A 17,954-nucleotide genomic window follows, 5' to 3' on the forward strand; every position below is an offset into this window, starting at 1 on the left:
CCTATATTAATTTCTCTGCTACATATGAAGCAAATACATCTAACGCTACTTCTTCTTGTCCGCCCGTTGCCATATCTTTTAAGTTAATGATACCTTTATCTAGCTCATCTTCCCCTAATACAGCTACGTATTTCGCATTTAAACGATCTGCAGATTTAAATTGTGCTTTCATTTTGCGATCTAAATAATCTTTTTCAACTGATAATCCAGCTTTACGAAGATCGAACGCAACTTTTGCAGCACGGTCTTTCGCTTTTTCACCAAGCGCTACAACGTAACAATCAATGCTATGTTCAATTGGCAACTCAATGTTTTCAGCTTTCAGCGCCATAATTAAACGCTCGATACTCATCGCAAAACCGATACCTGGCATTTCTGGTCCACCGATTTCTTGTACAAGTCCGTTATAACGGCCACCACCGCTTAATGTAGTAATAGCACCGAAACCTTCTGCCTCACTCATAATTTCAAAAACAGTGTGTTGGTAGTAGTCTAAACCACGTACTAAGTTTGGATCTTTTTCAAATGGAACATCCATCATCGTTAGTAGTTCTTGTACTTTGTCGTAGTATACTGCTGAATCTTCATTTAAGTATTCTGTAATAGATGGTGCTGTTCCCATTAATTCATGGTTACGGTCCTTCTTACAGTCTAAAATACGAAGAGGGTTCTTTTCTAAGCGAGATTGACAGTCAGAGCAGAATTCTCCGATGCGCGGCTCAAAGTGAGCAATTAACGCATCACGGTGTGCTTGACGACTCGCTGCATCACCTAAGCTATTTAATACAACTTTAATATTTTTTAAGCCCATACCGCGGTAAAACTCTACAGCAAGTGCAATTACTTCTGCATCAATTGCTGGATCGTTACTACCAATTGCTTCAATACCGAATTGTACGAATTGACGATAGCGACCTGCTTGTGGTCTTTCGTAACGGAACATTTGACCGATATAGTATAATTTCGTTGGTTGTGTTGCATCACCGAACATTTTATTTTCAACGTAAGAACGTACAACAGGTGCAGTACCTTCTGGACGTAATGTTAAACTGCGCTCTCCACGATCTTGGAATGAGTACATTTCTTTTTGTACGATATCTGTCGTATCACCAACACCACGTAAAAATAGCTCAGTGTGTTCAAAAATTGGTGTGCGAATTTCTTTATAATTGTAACGACGGCAAATTTCGCGTGCTTGCCCTTCGATATACTGCCATAACTCAACGCTACCCGGAAGGATATCTTGCGTTCCGCGTGGGATTTGAATAGACATATTCAGTTCCTCCTCAAATTGTTTTAATCTTAATAAAAATAAAAAAACTCCCGTCTCTACTGTTTAAACAGTAGGGACGAGAGTATTATACCCGTGGTGCCACCCTAATTGAAGCACGTATGCTTCCACTTTTTTAATAACGCTTAAATATGCGTTCATCTCTACTAAGCATATATGCTGTTCAAGTTGAAACCTACAGAGTGTCATTCAATCAGTCATCATGTAGAAATGTTTTCAGCCTAAGACATTTCTTCTCTTTCCATGTGTGTCTCATTTACTCTTCTCTATCAACGGTTATATTCATATGTAAATATAAAATTACTATACGTTTGTTGAGTAGGATTGTCAAGTGCTCTAAGAGCGTTCAATCTGCTTCTTTAGACGCTTTACATCTTGAAGAGAAATTCCGAACTCAGAAGCAAGTTCCATTGAAGTATTGTTTTGCTCTTTTGAAATAAAATCATGAAAATTCACGTTAAACAGTTGATTTGCACCATTTGTAACAGAATGCCCTTTTTCATTCATACGCATACTATATCCCTCACATTCAATATGGATGTTTTACTTTTTATTGTTCCATATTGATGAGTTAGTTATACGTACAAACAAATAACGTTATTCCATACTACTCTTATATAAGTAATCCGCTCTTTGAATCATAAATAATGTTACAACCATTGCTGCAATTACAAATACTACCCAAGTACTGTAACTTAACACTGCGAAAGTAACTCCTAATGCATGTAAAAGAATAGCTAAGCTCAATCGCAATGAAAACTTCAAATCTTTAAAGATTGACCAATTCATATACTATCTCCCCTTTCCACACATACATTCAAATACTTTTACCATTTTTTACATTATACTATATACTTAATGACCCGAGCTATTGATTCCAAATAAACATTAATATTCGATTTACAACAATAATAATAGCCAGTCCGCTCGCCAGCATAGGATGCTTCAAATGATACAACGCTGCAACACCTATTCCAAACACGATAATTTCTAACAGCGTATGCAATATACCTTGTACTTCCCATTCTGCATGTGGTGCTCCAAATACCCCCCATATGACAGCAACAATAATCGGAAGAATAATCGCAAGTGTAATTTTTATAGCCGTTATTGTTCCTACTCGAAATCCCCAGTACCCAACAATCCCAAGAACACATAACTCTAGCATAAAACGTAAAGCTATATTGAATTCTTGAAGCATGCTACACCTTCTTTTCCTTTTATTCCCCTTCAAATTAATCCTATGATAAAGTGAAACTTTAATCAGTGGGGGTTTTGTTCATCCCCCACTGATTATTAGTTGAACCAATCGGGCTTTTACGGGCAGTTGATCCCCCACCTAACTTCTTTGCTTCCACTGAATTTTGAGGTGGGGGTCTTACTGCCCGTTAATGCGGGATAAATGAACAAAACATACAACAAAGTATAAAAAAGAGAGGATCATATAATCCTCTCTTCCCCGGCAACACTATTTACTTTCCACAATTAAGGTCACCGGACCATCATTGATTAAAGAAACTTCCATCATTGCTCCGAACTTCCCTGTTTCTACATGCAATCCTTGCTTACGAACTTCTTCATTAAAGAAATCGTATAAACGCTCTGCATAGTCAGGTTTCGCAGCATCCATAAAGTTTGGACGTCTTCCCTTGCGGCAATCTCCGTATAATGTGAATTGCGAAATAGATAGAACTTGTCCTTCTACATCAAGTACTGAATGGTTCATCTTTCCGCTCTCATCTTCAAAAATACGCAAGTTTGCAATTTTTTCAGCGATGTAAGTTGCATCTTTTTCTGTATCTTCATGCGTAATGCCAACTAGTAGTGTTAAACCGAATGGAATTTGTCCTACAATCTCACCATCTACTGTGACAGACGCTTCTTTTGATCGTTGTAAAACAACTCTCATCTTTTCTACACTCCCTATTAATGCATCATGCGTCGTACGGCATAAATTTCTGGAACACGTTTAATGCGCTCTACTACTTTCTTCAAGTGCTGTAAATTTCGAATAGAAATCGACATGTTAATCGTTGCCATCTTATTACGATCACTTCTACCAGAAACAGCTGAAATGTACGTTTTCGTCTCCGTAACAGCTTGCAATACTTCATTTAATAAACCACGGCGATCGTAACCTGAAATCTCAATATCAACATTGTATTCAATTTCTTTTTCAGGGCTACCTTCCCACTCTACTTCTAATAAGCGCTCTACAGCTTCTTCTGTATGAACATTTACACAATCACGGCGGTGAATCGATACACCTCGGCCTTTCGTAATATACCCAACAATATCATCGCCTGGAACCGGGTTACAGCATTTCGATAAACGGATTAATAAATTATCTGCACCACTTACCTTTACACCAGAATCCCATTTTCGAATTTTCATCGGTTTACGAACTTCTTTAACTTCAACGATTTCTTCTTCTTCACGTTGTTTGCGGAACTTGTCCGTTAGTCGCGTAACAATTTGCGACGCTGTAATCCCGCTATATCCAACTGCTGCAAACATATCTTCTTCATTTGCAAAGTTAAACTTCTCAGCAACACGTTTTAAATTGTCAGGAGCTAACACTTCTTTCATCTCATACTCTAGACCACGTACTTCCTTTTCAACAAGTTCACGGCCTTTTTCAATATTTTCGTCTCTACGTTGTTTCTTAAAGAATTGACGAATTTTATTTTTCGCATGAGATGTTTGAGCAAGTTTTACCCAATCTTGACTCGGTCCATACGAATGTTTCGATGTTAAAATTTCAATGATGTCACCTGTTTTTAATTTATAATCAAGCGTCACCATTTTCCCATTTACTTTTGCACCAATTGTTTTATTCCCGATCTCTGAATGGACACGATACGAAAAGTCAATTGGAACAGATCCAAGTGGTAATTCCATTACATCGCCTTTCGGTGTGAAGACGAATACCATGTCAGAGAACAAATCAATTTTTAATGACTCCATAAACTCTTCTGCATTAGAAGCTTCATTTTGCCATTCTAATATTTGACGGAACCAAGTTAGTTTCTTCTCTAATGTACCAGTTGTTTCTGCTGTTTTCCCTTCTTTATACGCCCAGTGTGCCGCGATACCGAATTCTGCAATTTCGTGCATTTCTTTCGTACGAATTTGCACTTCTAGCGGATCACCTTTCGGTCCAATTACAGTTGTATGAAGAGATTGATATAGATTTGCTTTCGGCATTGCAATATAATCTTTAAAACGACCCGGCATTGGCTTCCAGCACGTATGAATAATTCCAAGCACCGCGTAACAATCTTTAATACTATTTACAACGACACGTACAGCTAATAAATCGTAAATTTCATTGAACTGTTTATTTTGCAATGCCATTTTACGATAAATACTGTAAATATGTTTTGGTCTTCCAGAAATCTCAGGTTGAATTGAAACCTCTTTTAATTTCTCACGAATACCAGTCATTACTTCATCTAAATATTCTTCACGCTCTGCACGTTTACGCTTCATTAAATTTACAATACGATAATATTGCTGCGGGTTTAAATAGCGAAGTGACGTATCCTCTAACTCCCATTTAATAGTACTAATTCCGAGTCTATGTGCTAAAGGTGCAAAGATTTCTAACGTTTCATTCGCAATGCGACGCTGCTTCTCTTGAGGCAAATGTTTCAATGTACGCATGTTATGAAGACGATCAGCTAGTTTAATTAAAATAACTCGAATATCTTGAGCCATTGCGATAAACATTTTGCGATGGTTTTCTGCTTGTTGCTGCTCATGAGATTTATATTTAATCTTTCCGAGCTTTGTAACACCATCGACAAGCATAGCGATTTCTTTATTAAATTCCCGTTCAATATCTTCTAGTGTAATTTCTGTATCTTCCACTACATCATGCAAGAAACCTGCCGAAACTGTAGCTGGATCCATGTGTAAATCAACTAAAATACCTGCAACTTGAATTGGGTGAATAATATATGGTTCACCCGATTTTCTATATTGTTCGCTATGTGCATCGCGCGCATATTCATAGGCACGTGCCACTAGCTCAATATCTTCATCCGCTAAATATTGACTTGCTTTCTCGAGTACCTGTTCAGCTGTTAGTACTTGCTCATTTGCCATCGAATCACCTTTTATTGAAAATTGACTTTATCTTTATTAAGTAGAATAAATTATATTCTATCATTATAACCCAATGATTGTGAATTGTGAAAAGGAAAAGATTTTACTGACATTTCACCATGTTTTTTTGTGCAATTATACAAAAGTACCCGCTCCTCTCCAAGAGATTCACGGGTACTTTTTTTATCACCGTAGTTTCACCTATATAATGATTAGTATTTTTCTAATACTAATACATCGTAACCATCTAACATTTTACGACCATCTAAGTAAGTAAGCTCTACTAAGAATGCAATTCCTGCTACAACTCCGCCAAGTTCTTCAACTAGTTTAATTGTCGCTTCGATTGTTCCACCTGTAGCTAATAGATCATCTGTAATTAATACACGTTGACCTGGCTTAATTGCATCTTTATGGATTGTTAAAACATCCGTTCCATATTCTTTACCGTAGTCAACTGTAATTACTTCACGTGGTAATTTTCCTAATTTACGAACTGGTGCGAAACCTACTTCTAATGCATAAGAAACTGGGCAACCGATAATAAAACCACGTGCTTCTGGTCCTACTACAACATCAATGTCTCTTTTTTTTGCATACTCAACGATTGCATCTGTTGCTGCTTTATATGCTTTTCCGTCATTCATTAAAGGTGTAATGTCTTTGAACACAATACCTTCTTTCGGATAATCTGGTACAATTGCGATATGTTGCTTGAAATCCATATTTCTGAATCCTCCTCAGATATAAAAGGTTTGTAAATACAAATCCTTTACCCTAACTGTTCTACTTATTTATGATTACGAATCGTTTCAAACCATGTATATAGTTGCTGATATGTGCTATAAACCAATTCTTTTTCTAATTGTAAGTGGTTCATTTTCTCACGATATGTGTTCGATTCAATTAAATCACGCTTTTGTTTTTTGTCGGCCATAAAAATGACACCGTCTTTTATTGTAACAAATTCTAACTCAAAAAACACCTGTGTCATGAAATTTACTGTATCTTTTGACCAACCTTTATGACGACACAGTTGTTCCCCATATTGCCTTAAAGAAAATGGTGTTTTTTGGCTTAAGAAAGAATAGTACCATTTAAAGTGTTCCCTCGTTGGGACCGTACTAAATAAATGATTATTCTCTTGATAAAATAGCGTGTAAATTCGAGCTGGGAATCCAGTCTTAAATACATCACCTAATTCATCTGTTCCTTTCGGCAAATCAAGTAGCACAATGTATTGATTCTCAAAATGAGCTACCTCTGATGCATGCACGAGCTGTTCTTTATAGCCGTCTACAGAAAACTTATTCAATACCTCTTCAGAAAAATACACCATGGTTATTTTTTCTTTCGGAAGTTCTGCTAAATTTGCTTCTACATTACGCATACTACGCCAGTCAAATAATTGCCATGCCTCTACAGCAATATCTTGCACCATTAATTGCGGCTTTTTAAAGTTATTCCATTCATTAATGGACACTTCTCCTACTACAGAAACCTTCGCAACTGGAGAGATTTCTTTCGCATAAGTACCAAATCCAAATCCAATCGTGTCCAGTGTTGCTTGTCCATCACGAAGAGCCATTTTTAAATGCGAACCATCAGATCCAATTGCACGGATACTTTCTAAGTCAGCATCTTTCACCGCAATACGTGGTTTCGGATTTCCTACGCCAAATGGCGCTAACTTTTGCATATCCTCAATCGCGGCAAGCGTTACATCCTCTACCTTACAAAATGCATCCACTGCTGTAATCGGAATAAAATCTTCTGCTGTTAAAATTACATCTGCTTGCTCATTTAACCTGCGTCTTAATTCATCCACATCATTCATATTAAGCGTCATTCCCGCCGCCATCGGATGACCTCCGAAATGCGGTAACAATTCACGGCAATCTGAAAGGTTTGCAAACAAATCAAATCCTGCAATACTACGAGCCGATCCCTTTGCTGTTTCTTTATGAGGATCAATGCTTAATACAATCGTCGGACGATAAAAACGTTCAACTAACTTAGAAGCGACAATTCCAATTACCCCTGGATTCCAACCTTCTTTTGCAAGGACTAATACTTTATTTTCTTCCGGCGGGAATTTATTTTCTACTTCAGCGATAGCTTCTTCTGTAATTTGCTTTACAATATCTTTTCGAAGTTTGTTCAGCTCATCAATTTCTTCAGCTAGCTCTTTCGCTTCCTCTGGATCTTCTGATAATAAAAGGTGTACAGCAGGTGTTGCATCCTCCAAACGACCAACTGCATTAATACGAGGTGCGAGTGAGAATCCGATGCTTTCTTCTGTAATTTCGCTTTGCGAAACGTTAGCAACTTTAAATAACGCCTTTAAACCGATATTTCGAGTCATTCGCATATGCTTCAGTCCACGCTGTACTAACAATCTATTTTCACCGTGAAGCGATACTAAATCGGCTACCGTACCGATTACTGCAATTTCCAACAAATGCTCTGGTACACGGCCCAAAAGTGCATGTGCAACTTTAAATGCAACACCAACACCCGCTAAATAATGAAACGGATAAACACCGCCTTCTAATTTCGGATGAATAATGGCAAGTGCCTCTGGTAATTCTGGTGGTGGCTCATGATGATCTGTAATAATAAGATCTATTCCAAGTTCCTTCGCTACCTTCGCTTCATGTACCGCTGCGATACCAGTATCGACAGTGATAATTAGTGAGAACCCTGCACTGTGCGCCCAACGAAACGCTTCTTCATTTGGTCCATAACCTTCAGTAAAACGATTTGGAATATAAAACTCTACTTCTGCACCTAATTCTTTGAGAGCAAGATATAACACAGTCGTACTACTTACTCCGTCCGCATCATAATCGCCAAATATTAATATTTGTTCTCCATTTTCAATAGCTTTTTTCACACGTTCTACAGTCCGATCCATTCCTTCAAGTAAAAATGGATCATGAAATTCTTGATCTGCTATATTTAAAAAGTCTACAATCTTATCTTCTGTATTTAAGCCTCTGCCGAGAAATAATGAAGTCACAAGAGGTGATAGTTGCAATTTATTTGCTAATTCACTCACTAGTTCCTCATTATATTTTTTTTCTTTCCAACGCGTCTTCGGTTGTAACACGAAATCACCCCTTAACCTATCCATTATACAAGACAGATTAAGGGGTGACAATATAATGCAAACTACGATTCAATATCTATATAATTAAATATTAGTTATGTTTAATTTGGAGAATACGGATTAATATGTACAAAAACATTTTGTACGTTATCTTGTTTCATAAGTGTTTCTTTTACATGTTTTCCAATGCGGTGACCTTCTTCTACAGTGATATATGGATCTACAGATATTTTAATATCAACAATAACATAGTGACCATGTTCCCTTGCATATAAAGAGCCGATTTTTTTCACACCTTCCACTTGAAAAACTGCCTCCCTAAGCGGAACAACATCTTCTTCATGCAGAACATGATCGAGCGTTGCATGAATAGCTTCTGCTCCAATACTCCACGCCATCTTAGCAACGAGAATCGAAACAAATAATCCCGCAATTGGATCGGCATATACAAGCCAATCTATACCTAACTTACCACCGATAATAGCTGCACAAATGCCGATTAAAGCTGCAATTGAAGAAAACACATCCGAACGATGTTCATATGCATTTGCAATAATTGCATCACTTTTTATCCTCTTCCCTAACCGGAATTTATATTGAAACATTCCTTCTTTCACGATAATAGAAAAAATAACAGCAAAAATCGTAATTCCTTTCGGCGGTTCTAGTTCTTGCGAAAAAGCTTTTATAGACGAAATCGCGATTTCCAATCCAACAATAAATAATAATACCGCAACAATAATTGCTGAAATCGATTCCGCTTTACCATGACCATACGGATGATCCTCATCAGGCGGCTGCTTTGCTGCTCGCAATCCAAAAAGTACAGCTAGCGAACCAATTACATCTGATCCAGAATGCACTGCATCCGCCAATAGCGCTTTACTGTTCCCGATATAACCAATTACCGCTTTTATAATCGCTAATATAATATTACCAACGATCCCGACGATGGCACCAAACTCGGCCTGTTTAAAACGTTCATCTTTTTCCATAATTAAAATCCCTTCTTTTCTTAACCTATCTTTTTATTGTAACAAAAACAACGATAACACCACCACTTTCTTCCATTTTATTCTTTCAAAAGTTGCTATCTTATTGTATCCACAAACGAAAAAAGAGATGCCTCATAATGAGGCATCACCTTTTTTATACTTGCGGTTCAGATACTTCTTTCTCAACCTTCTTCTTGTTTTTGCCCTTTTTCAAACGGCGGTTTTCAAGCATTAACCAAATTTGAGAAGCAACGAAAATAGAAGAGTACGTACCTACAACTAATCCAATTAATAGTGCAAGTGAGAAGTTACGCAGTGATTCACTACCGAAAATAAGTAGTGCAATTACTGGGAACAGCACTGTTAACACTGTATTAATTGAACGACCAATTGTTTGGCGAATACTTGAGTTTACGATTTCTTCTAGGTCTTTTATGTCGCGAACTCGTTTTTTCTGTTTGTATAACTCACGGTTTCTATCAAACGTAACGATTGAGTCATTGATAGAGTAACCAATAATCGTTAATACCGCAGCGATAAACGTTAAGTCTACCTCTATCTGGAAAAGACTAAATACAACAATCATAACGAACGCATCATGTAATAATGCGATTACTGCAGATACTGCGTACGTAAGACGGAAACGAATACTTACGTATAACACGATTACTGCAGAAGCAATTAATACTGCGATAAATGCATTTCGTGCAATCTCTTTACCGATTGTCGGTGAAACTGTACTTACGTTTGGCTCCGTACCATATTTATCATGGAAGAATGTTTTTGTTTTCGCAATTTCATCTTTCGATAGAACACCTAATGTACGAACCGCGAAACCTTTATTGTCATCTCCGGTCGGTACAATATCTTCTTCCTTCACATCGATGTTCAATTCTTTCAAATCTTTATGAACATTAGAAACAGTAGTTGCTTGTTTTGATTGCAAGTCGATACGTGTACCACTTGCAAAGTCAATACCAAGATTCATTTTGAAAATCGGTAATATAATTGCCCCAGCAATTACAACTACAATTGAGAATAAGAAAAATTTATGACCGATATTTACAAAGTTAATACGATCAAATCTCGTCGGTGGATGTACTACACCTTTTGTTAATGGAATAATATCCTTTTCCTTAACACCAAAGTAAGATAGTTTCTTATCAAAGTAACGGCTCTTTACAAGTAAACCTAGTAAGAAACGAGTACCGAATACGTTCGTAATGAAACCAACTAAAATACTTACGATTAAACTTGTTGCGAATCCTTTTACAGAGCTATTACCGTAAGCGAATAATACACCAGCTGCTGCAATTGTTGTAACATTCGCATCTAAAATTGTCGCTAATGAACGATGGTTACCAGCACGGAATGCTGACATCATCGACTTACCAATTTTAAGCTCTTCCTTCAATCTCTCGTACGTAATGATATTCGCATCAACTGCGATACCAACCCCGAGCACTAATGCCGCAATACCTGGTAACGTAAGAACTGCATGCATCCAGTTAAAGACAAGTAATGTAACGAAAATGTATAAACCTAACATAATAACCGCTACAAATCCTGGTAAACGGTAGAATACAAGCATGAATAAGAAGATAATAGCAATACCGATCGCACTAGCGAAAATCGTTTGCTCTAATGCTTGTTGACCAAATTTTGCTCCAACAGATGTTGAATACATTTCTTTTAAATCAACAGGAAGTGCACCTGCATTTAATAAAGATGAAAGTTCTTTCGCACTTTCAACTGTGAAGTTTCCACCTACGATAGATACTTCAGCTTGGTTAAATACTTGGCTTACTGTTGCTGCTGATAAAAACTTCGGATTCGGTTTTGCAGCTTCTGCTTTATACGAATCTTTTCCTTCTTCAAAATCAAGCCAAATTACCATTAAATTCGTTGGTGGTGGCATTTTTGAAATTTTTTCAGTTACTTCACGGAATTTTTCAGCGCTTTTTAGTGTAAGACCTACGCTCGCCCGGCCTTGCTCATCAAATGTTTGCTTCGCTCCGCCGCCTTTTAAATCCGTTCCGTCCATAAGAAGATTGTCATCCACATCACGGAATGTTAATTTCGCTTGTGTTGATAACATTTCACGTGCTTTTTGCTGATCTTGTACACCAGCAAGCTGTACACGAATTCGATCTTCCCCTTCGATTTGAATGTTCGGCTCACTTACACCAAGAACATTGACACGATTTTCAAGAGCACCTACTGTACTTACAAGTGCATCACGATCGATTTTATCACCTTTTTTGGCTGGTTTTACTTCATACAGAATTTCAAAACCACCGCGAAGGTCTAGTCCTAGACTAATTCCTTTTGCTATGTCTTTTCCTGCCGCACCAATTACTCCACCAATTAATAAAACGATGAGGAAAAAGGCGGCAATTCTTGTACCACGCTTTGCCATATGTACCCTCTTTCTGCTACTAACACTTTCAATAAATCTCTTACGATTCATTTTTGCACGTGTGCATACGCCTAGTTAGTAGACTTACTTTCTATAAAATACATGTATTTCCGCTAGTTCATCACTAGCTGTGTCGGTAAGCTTTTCACAATACCTACACTTTCATTATTTATTTTTCCTCTTCACTACCTCCTTTATATATAATCTTAGACATAATTAATTCCTCTTTATCAATACCTATCATTATACTGCAAAAGGAAGAACAAACCAATTGCAGTCGGTTATTTATTTTCATATTCATCAAACGACCAAAGTGGTGCTTGATATGCTTCAACAGTTAAATAATTCATATATTCATTAGTACTTACTCTTAATACATCATTTACTAATTCATATAACCTAACATCACTGTCTATCTTTTTCCACTTTTTCGCCTTGAGAAACTTCCAAATATCATTATCTGTCACTCGGTCGTAACCGAACATTTGAAACTCTTCTACTTTACTTTCTAAAACGACTTGTAACTGTCCGCGGTATGATTCTACCAAAGCCTCTTTATCCAACATATATAAACATCTCCTTCTTATTTCAGCACGAAAAGTCGCTTTTAATCCCGCTCTAATGGACAGTAATAACTTCTTTCAAGAGTACCATTCACACTTTACTCTCTTAAATGCTTGTCATTCTTGTCTCATACGTGCATATAAATTATTGTAAATCATTCCATTGATTTTGAGAAGGTAGGAGAAGAGTATGACGAGACAAAGCTTTTTAAAAGGTGCATTTATTTTAATGATAGCTGGCTTTATTACAAAAATCCTTGGATTTATTAACCGCATTGTAATGGCACGTATTTTAGGCGAAGAAGGCGTTGGTCTTTATATGATGGCTGTCCCCACCTTCATTTTAGCAATTACACTAACACAAATTGGCCTTCCTGTTGCAATCGCAAAATTTGTAGCAGAGGCGGAAGCAGTGAACGATAAACAAAGAGTTAAAAAAATATTAACTGTCTCGCTAGCCGTTACATCCATTATTAGTATCATTTTAACAATTGCGATTATGCTACTCACACCTATTTTAGCAAAAACATTATTAACAGATGAAAGAACTTACTATCCATTAATGGCTATTTTACCTGTCGTTCCAGTTATTGCAGTTTCTTCTGTTTTACGTGGTTACTTCCAAGGGAAACAAAATATGAAACCGAGTGCTTATGCCCAAGTTTTGGAGCAAGTGGTCCGCATTACAATTATCGCTGTATGCATTCGTTTATTTTTACCTTATGGCGTAGAATATGCTGCAGCCGGCGCCATGCTATCAGCTGTTCTTGGCGAAGTTGCATCTTTATTATTTTTACTTACTTTATTCCAACGCGAAAAACATTTATCTATACGCTCTGGATTTTTCACTACTGTAAAGGAGAGCAAAAATACATTTTATTCCCTTATGGACATTGCACTCCCAACTACAGGAAGCCGTTTGATCGGTTCCATTTCTTATTTCTTTGAACCTATCGTCGTTATGCAAAGCTTAGCGGTCGCCGGCGTTGCTGCTTCTGTTGCAACTCAGCAATACGGTATGTTAAACGGTTATGCGTTCCCGCTTCTATCACTGCCAGCCTTTATTACATACGCTCTTTCTACAGCACTCGTCCCATCAATTAGCGAGGCAATGGCAAAGAGACAACACAAATTAGTGGAACACCGATTACAACAAGCACTTCGCATTTCATTAATAACCGGCGGATGGTCAGTCGTTATATTATATGTATTTGCTTCTCCTGTTTTAACTCTCATGTACGGTTCAGACAACGCGACCGCATTCATCCAGCTTCTTGCACCTTGCTTTTTATTTCATTATTTCCAAAGTCCCCTTACATCTGTGTTGCAAGCTTTAAACTTAGCACGCGCTGCTATGATGAACACATTTATTGGCGCTATCGTAAAATTAATCGTTATCTTTGTACTCGCTTCACGCCCAGAGTTCCAAATGATGGGGGTTGCTCTCGCCATCGCAGCAAATATAGTGACGGTAACATTCCTTCACTACGCCACTGTTTTAAAGAAAATTACATTTACCATTTATGCAAAAGACTATATTTTCGGCGGAATTGCTATCGGGATTGCTGGTACCTTTGGTTTTTATCTTCATAAGCATATCGTTTTTTCTCATTCACTTGGCGTACAAACATTATGGGAGATCACCTTAACAACAATCGTTTATATCGTTCTCCTCTTCGTTTTCAAACTCATTCGAAAAGAAGAATTAAGTCGGCTCCCTATCATTCGTAAACTTTCATTTTTGAAGTAAGCGGGCTTGCCATTCAAAATGGTAAGCCTCTAGTTTTCTTTCAAATCAACAAAAAATTGTCCATTTTGAAAACTACAATATAAAATTCGTTTCACATCTTTATAGCCTAAGTTATTCAATTTCTCAACGAGCCATTCATCTGTATGCTCAATCATTTGCAAATGATTGTATTGAATTTCTCCGTCAATAATTAGTGGGAGTGTAAAAATTGGTGTATCATTTTTACTCTTTTTACTTTTTTGTTTTTGAAAGACAGATAACTTTCCAGATGGTTCTAAAATAGCGTATTCTACATCACGCACATCTCCGATTCCTTGCTCACGTAGTTGCATCAATAGATCATCTATGTTATATCGCTGCTTCCGCATCTTTTTTTCATCAATTTTACCTGCATTCACAAGAATCGCAGGCTCCCCTTCTATTAAATGCCGAAAACGCTGAAACTTTAAAGAAATGACCGACAAAACGATTTGTATACACATAAGAAAAGTCATTGGAACTAATTGATGCCAAAGTGATTTATCTGTATTTTCAATTGCCACTACAGCCATTTCACCGAGCATAATGAATACAACCAAATCTAATACACTTAATTCTCCAATTTCACGTTTACCCATAAAACGAAAAATAATTAAAATGATTGTATACAAAAGCATGGTTCGTCCGATTATTGATACCCATTCCATTTCTACATCCCCTTTTTTTACTTATAGGCTCCCCTACAAAAAAGAAACTAGTCTAACTTAAACAAAATGAAAATATGCTTGTATTAAAAAGGGGGAATGCATAATGGATGGAACGAAAAAATTATCGAGTGCAATCGGCTTCGGCATTATTACACTACTTATCCTCGCATCTATTACTAGCATGGTTATAGCTCTATTATTAAAGTTTACGAATATGAATGAAGGGACATTAACCGTTACTATTTTGATACTAGCTCTTCTATCTATGCTTATGTCTGGGTTTATTGCTGGCAAAAAGGCGCAAGGTAAAGGTTGGCTAGTAGGTTTCACAACGGGACTTACATTCGCCATACTTGTTTTTCTAGTTAACTATTTAGGCTTCTCTCAAACTTTATCGAACTCACAGTTACTCTACCAATTAGCATTAATGGGTGCGAGTACACTCGGTGGTATTTTCGGTGTAAATATGTCAAAGCAAAATAACTAAAAAAAGGCCCTGCACATTTCATGCAGGGCCTTCCTCATTAGTTTTTCACAACTTCACGAATCGCATTGCGATCGAAAGTTAAGTGTGAACCACCAGATTTAACAACGATTGAAGTTTCATCTACTGATTCGATTGTACCGTGTAAGCCACCGATTGTTACGATAGCATCACCTTTTTTGATTTCATTTTGCATTTGAGCAACTGCTTTTTGACGCTTTTGCTGCGGGCGAATTAATAAGAAATAGAAAATCGCAAACATCGCAACAATCATAACGATATTCATCATACCTGGATTCATCTTGTGTTCCTCCTTTTAAATTATGTATTAGAAGTTTTTAGCATTCGGTTTATTAAAGCCATACTGTTCAAAGAACTCTTCGCGGAAATCGCCAAGACGGTCTTCACGAATAGCTTGTCTCACCTGCTCCATTAAGTTTAACAGAAAATGAAGGTTGTGATAAGACGTTAAACGAATTCCGAACGTTTCATCACATTTCATTAAGTGACGAATGTACGCACGAGAGTAATTTTTACATGTGTAACAATCACAGTTTGGATCAAGCGGACCGAAGTCTCTAGCAAATTTCGCATTTTTCACAACTAAACGACCTTCACTTGTCATACATGTACCATTTCGAGCGATACGAGTTGGAAGTACACAGTCAAACATATCAACACCGCGAATTGCACCATCAATTAACGAGTCAGGAGAACCTACTCCCATTAAGTAACGTGGTTTATTATCTGGAAGAAGTGGTGTTGTAAACTCAAGTACACGATTCATAATATCCTTCGGTTCACCAACAGATAGACCGCCTATAGCATAACCAGGGAAGTCCATTGAAACAAGGTCTTTCGCACTTTGACGACGAAGCTCTTCAAACTCTCCGCCCTGTACGATACCGAATAAACCTTGATCTTGTGGACGTTCATGTGCTTTTAAGCAACGTTCTGCCCAGCGGCTTGTACGTTCTACAGATTTCTTCATATATTCAAAAGTAGCTGGGAATGGTGGACACTCATCAAATGCCATCATAATATCTGAACCTAATGCATTTTGGATTTCCATCGCTTTTTCTGGTGATAAGAATAATTTATCTCCATTTAAGTGGTTACGGAAGTGAACGCCTTCCTCTTCAATACGGCGGAAGTCACTTAAACTGAATACTTGGAAACCACCAGAATCCGTTAAGATCGCACGGTCCCAGTTCATAAATTTATGCAAACCGCCTGCTTCGCGTACAATTTCATGACCTGGACGTAACCATAAGTGATACGTATTACTTAAGATAATACCCGAATCCATTGCCTTTAATTCTTCTGGTGACATCGTTTTAACTGTTGCAAGTGTACCAACTGGCATAAATGTTGGTGTATCAAATGAGCCGTGCGGCGTATGTACTCGGCCTAAACGCGCACCCGTTTGTTTACAAGTTTTAATAAATTCATACCGAATTGCTGTCATAATTTACTCCTTTTATTTGTTTCTCATTTTGGCGTGAGATGCAACGAACATCGCATCACCAAAGCTAAAGAAACGATATTTTTCTTTTACTGCTTCATTATAAGCATGAAGTACATTATCTCTATTTGAAAATGCACTTACAAGCATAATTAATGTTGATTTCGGCAAATGGAAGTTTGTAATTAAACCATCAATTGCTTTAAATTCATAACCTGGGTACATAAAAATATCTGTCCAGCCAGAAGCAGCACAAAGCTTGCCTTCATGATCTGTCGCAATTGTTTCTAACGTACGAGTTGATGTCGTACCTACCGTAATAATACGTCCACCATTCTCTTTCACACGATTTAATAATGCCGCTGTCTCTTCAGACATATGGTAATATTCTGCGTGCATATGGTGTTCTTCAATCGTATCAGCAGAAACTGGTCTAAATGTTCCAAGCCCTACATGAAGTGTAATGAACGCTAACCCGACGCCTTTTTGCTTCAATTTCTCGAGTAACTCTTCTGTAAAGTGAAGTCCAGCCGTCGGCGCTGCTGCTGAACCGATTTCTTTCGCATATACTGTTTGATAGCGATCGCGATCTTCCAGTGTCTCTTTAATATATGGAGGAAGTGGCATTTCCCCAAGTTCATCTAAAATTTCATAGAAGATGCCGTCATATGAAAATTCAAGCTGACGTCCACCTTGATCTGCAGTTCCTGTGCAAGTTGCTTTTAATTTCCCTTCGCCAAAAGAAATTACAGTCCCTTCTTTTACACGTTTCGCTGGCTTAACAAGCGTTTCCCACTTATCGTCTTCCTCTTGTTTCAAAAGAAGCACTTCAATGTGCGCGCCTGTATCTTCTTTCACACCGTGCAAGCGAGCAGGCATAACTTTCGTTTCATTTAAAACTAAGCAATCCCCCTCATGTAAGTAAGAAAGAATGTCCGTAAAATGTTTATGCTCAATATCGCCAGTTTCACGGTCTAACACCATTAATCTTGATGTTTCACGCTCCTCTAGCGGGACTTGTGCAATAAGTTCTTCTGGTAAATGAAAATCAAACAGATTAATATCCATAACTGTATCCA

General features: G+C 37.5%; 17 protein-coding genes and 1 other annotated feature. Of the genes, 2 read left to right on the forward strand and 15 right to left on the reverse strand.

Translation table 11 applies throughout. From position 1 onward, the window contains the following. Nucleotide 1: 1 nt before the first annotated feature. The 11 genes from hisS to KPL75_RS08760 form a co-directional block, all read right to left on the reverse strand. The gene (gene hisS / locus KPL75_RS08710) at nucleotides 2-1,273 is read right to left on the reverse strand and encodes a histidine--tRNA ligase (RefSeq protein WP_033728251.1); all 1,272 of its coding nucleotides are present in this window, start codon (nucleotides 1,271-1,273) and stop codon (nucleotides 2-4) included. A gap of 69 nt (nucleotides 1,274-1,342) precedes the next feature. Continuing rightward, nucleotides 1,343-1,573 (reverse strand) — a binding site (T-box leader). 54 nt (nucleotides 1,574-1,627) lie between these two features. Continuing rightward, nucleotides 1,628-1,804: a hypothetical protein gene (locus KPL75_RS08715; RefSeq protein WP_001242605.1), complete on the reverse strand. Its 177-nt coding sequence runs from the start codon at nucleotides 1,802-1,804 to the stop codon at nucleotides 1,628-1,630. A gap of 84 nt (nucleotides 1,805-1,888) precedes the next feature. Then, entirely contained in the window at nucleotides 1,889-2,080 is a 192-nt protein-coding gene (locus KPL75_RS08720) for a damage-inducible protein DinB (RefSeq protein WP_219920372.1), read from the reverse strand. Between the two features lie 79 nt (nucleotides 2,081-2,159). After that, entirely contained in the window at nucleotides 2,160-2,492 is a 333-nt protein-coding gene (locus KPL75_RS08725; protein WP_219920373.1) for a YrdB family protein, read from the reverse strand. A 267-nt stretch (nucleotides 2,493-2,759) separates the two neighbouring features. Further along, nucleotides 2,760-3,200: a D-tyrosyl-tRNA(Tyr) deacylase gene (locus KPL75_RS08730; protein WP_046197788.1), complete on the reverse strand. Its 441-nt coding sequence runs from the start codon at nucleotides 3,198-3,200 to the stop codon at nucleotides 2,760-2,762. A gap of 17 nt (nucleotides 3,201-3,217) precedes the next feature. Further along, on the reverse strand, nucleotides 3,218-5,401 hold the full coding sequence (gene relA, locus KPL75_RS08735) for a GTP diphosphokinase (RefSeq protein ID WP_002145623.1): 2,184 nt from the start codon (nucleotides 5,399-5,401) through the stop codon (nucleotides 3,218-3,220). Nucleotides 5,402-5,613: 212 nt separating this feature from the next. Next, entirely contained in the window at nucleotides 5,614-6,126 is a 513-nt protein-coding gene (locus KPL75_RS08740) for an adenine phosphoribosyltransferase (protein WP_000346222.1), read from the reverse strand. Between the two features lie 65 nt (nucleotides 6,127-6,191). After that, entirely contained in the window at nucleotides 6,192-8,513 is a 2,322-nt protein-coding gene (gene recJ / locus KPL75_RS08745; RefSeq protein WP_219920374.1) for a single-stranded-DNA-specific exonuclease RecJ, read from the reverse strand. 101 nt (nucleotides 8,514-8,614) lie between these two features. Beyond that, complete coding sequence (locus KPL75_RS08750; protein WP_219920375.1) at nucleotides 8,615-9,508, reverse strand: cation diffusion facilitator family transporter; 894 nt, start codon at nucleotides 9,506-9,508, stop codon at nucleotides 8,615-8,617. Between the two features lie 154 nt (nucleotides 9,509-9,662). Further along, nucleotides 9,663-11,927: a protein translocase subunit SecDF gene (gene secDF / locus KPL75_RS08755; RefSeq protein WP_219920376.1), complete on the reverse strand. Its 2,265-nt coding sequence runs from the start codon at nucleotides 11,925-11,927 to the stop codon at nucleotides 9,663-9,665. Between the two features lie 281 nt (nucleotides 11,928-12,208). Continuing rightward, nucleotides 12,209-12,493 carry a post-transcriptional regulator gene (locus KPL75_RS08760; RefSeq protein ID WP_002112000.1) on the reverse strand — a complete coding sequence of 95 codons (285 nt, stop codon included), beginning with the start codon at nucleotides 12,491-12,493 and terminating at the stop codon, nucleotides 12,209-12,211. Between the two features lie 187 nt (nucleotides 12,494-12,680). Here KPL75_RS08760 and spoVB point away from each other — a divergent pair, with 187 nt between their 5' ends. Beyond that, a complete protein-coding gene (gene spoVB / locus KPL75_RS08765) occupies nucleotides 12,681-14,240 on the forward strand; it encodes a stage V sporulation protein B (RefSeq protein WP_219920377.1) in 1,560 nt (519 codons plus the stop codon). A 29-nt stretch (nucleotides 14,241-14,269) separates the two neighbouring features. On the opposite strand, the gene KPL75_RS08770 is transcribed toward spoVB, so the two are convergent. After that, nucleotides 14,270-14,926 (reverse strand): DUF421 domain-containing protein, encoded by a 657-nt coding sequence (locus tag KPL75_RS08770; protein ID WP_219920378.1) that lies wholly within the window; start codon nucleotides 14,924-14,926, stop codon nucleotides 14,270-14,272. 103 nt (nucleotides 14,927-15,029) lie between these two features. Between KPL75_RS08770 and KPL75_RS08775 the strand changes: the two genes are divergently transcribed. Beyond that, complete coding sequence (locus KPL75_RS08775) at nucleotides 15,030-15,413, forward strand: TIGR04086 family membrane protein (protein ID WP_219920379.1); 384 nt, start codon at nucleotides 15,030-15,032, stop codon at nucleotides 15,411-15,413. 37 nt (nucleotides 15,414-15,450) lie between these two features. Here the strand turns inward: KPL75_RS08775 and yajC are convergent, their stop codons facing one another. Genes yajC through queA form a run of 3 tightly spaced genes read right to left on the reverse strand, consistent with a single transcriptional unit; the run spans nucleotide 15,451 to nucleotide 17,943 of the window. Further along, nucleotides 15,451-15,711 carry a preprotein translocase subunit YajC gene (gene yajC, locus KPL75_RS08780; protein ID WP_087982119.1) on the reverse strand — a complete coding sequence of 87 codons (261 nt, stop codon included), beginning with the start codon at nucleotides 15,709-15,711 and terminating at the stop codon, nucleotides 15,451-15,453. A gap of 27 nt (nucleotides 15,712-15,738) precedes the next feature. After that, nucleotides 15,739-16,878 (reverse strand): tRNA guanosine(34) transglycosylase Tgt, encoded by a 1,140-nt coding sequence (gene tgt / locus KPL75_RS08785; RefSeq protein WP_000125371.1) that lies wholly within the window; start codon nucleotides 16,876-16,878, stop codon nucleotides 15,739-15,741. 12 nt (nucleotides 16,879-16,890) lie between these two features. Continuing rightward, on the reverse strand, nucleotides 16,891-17,943 hold the full coding sequence (gene queA / locus KPL75_RS08790) for a tRNA preQ1(34) S-adenosylmethionine ribosyltransferase-isomerase QueA (protein WP_219920380.1): 1,053 nt from the start codon (nucleotides 17,941-17,943) through the stop codon (nucleotides 16,891-16,893). Nucleotides 17,944-17,954: the final 11 nt, after the last annotated feature.

Source organism: Bacillus sp. NP247 (assembly GCF_018966865.1).
GTDB lineage: Bacteria > Bacillota > Bacilli > Bacillales > Bacillaceae_G > Bacillus_A.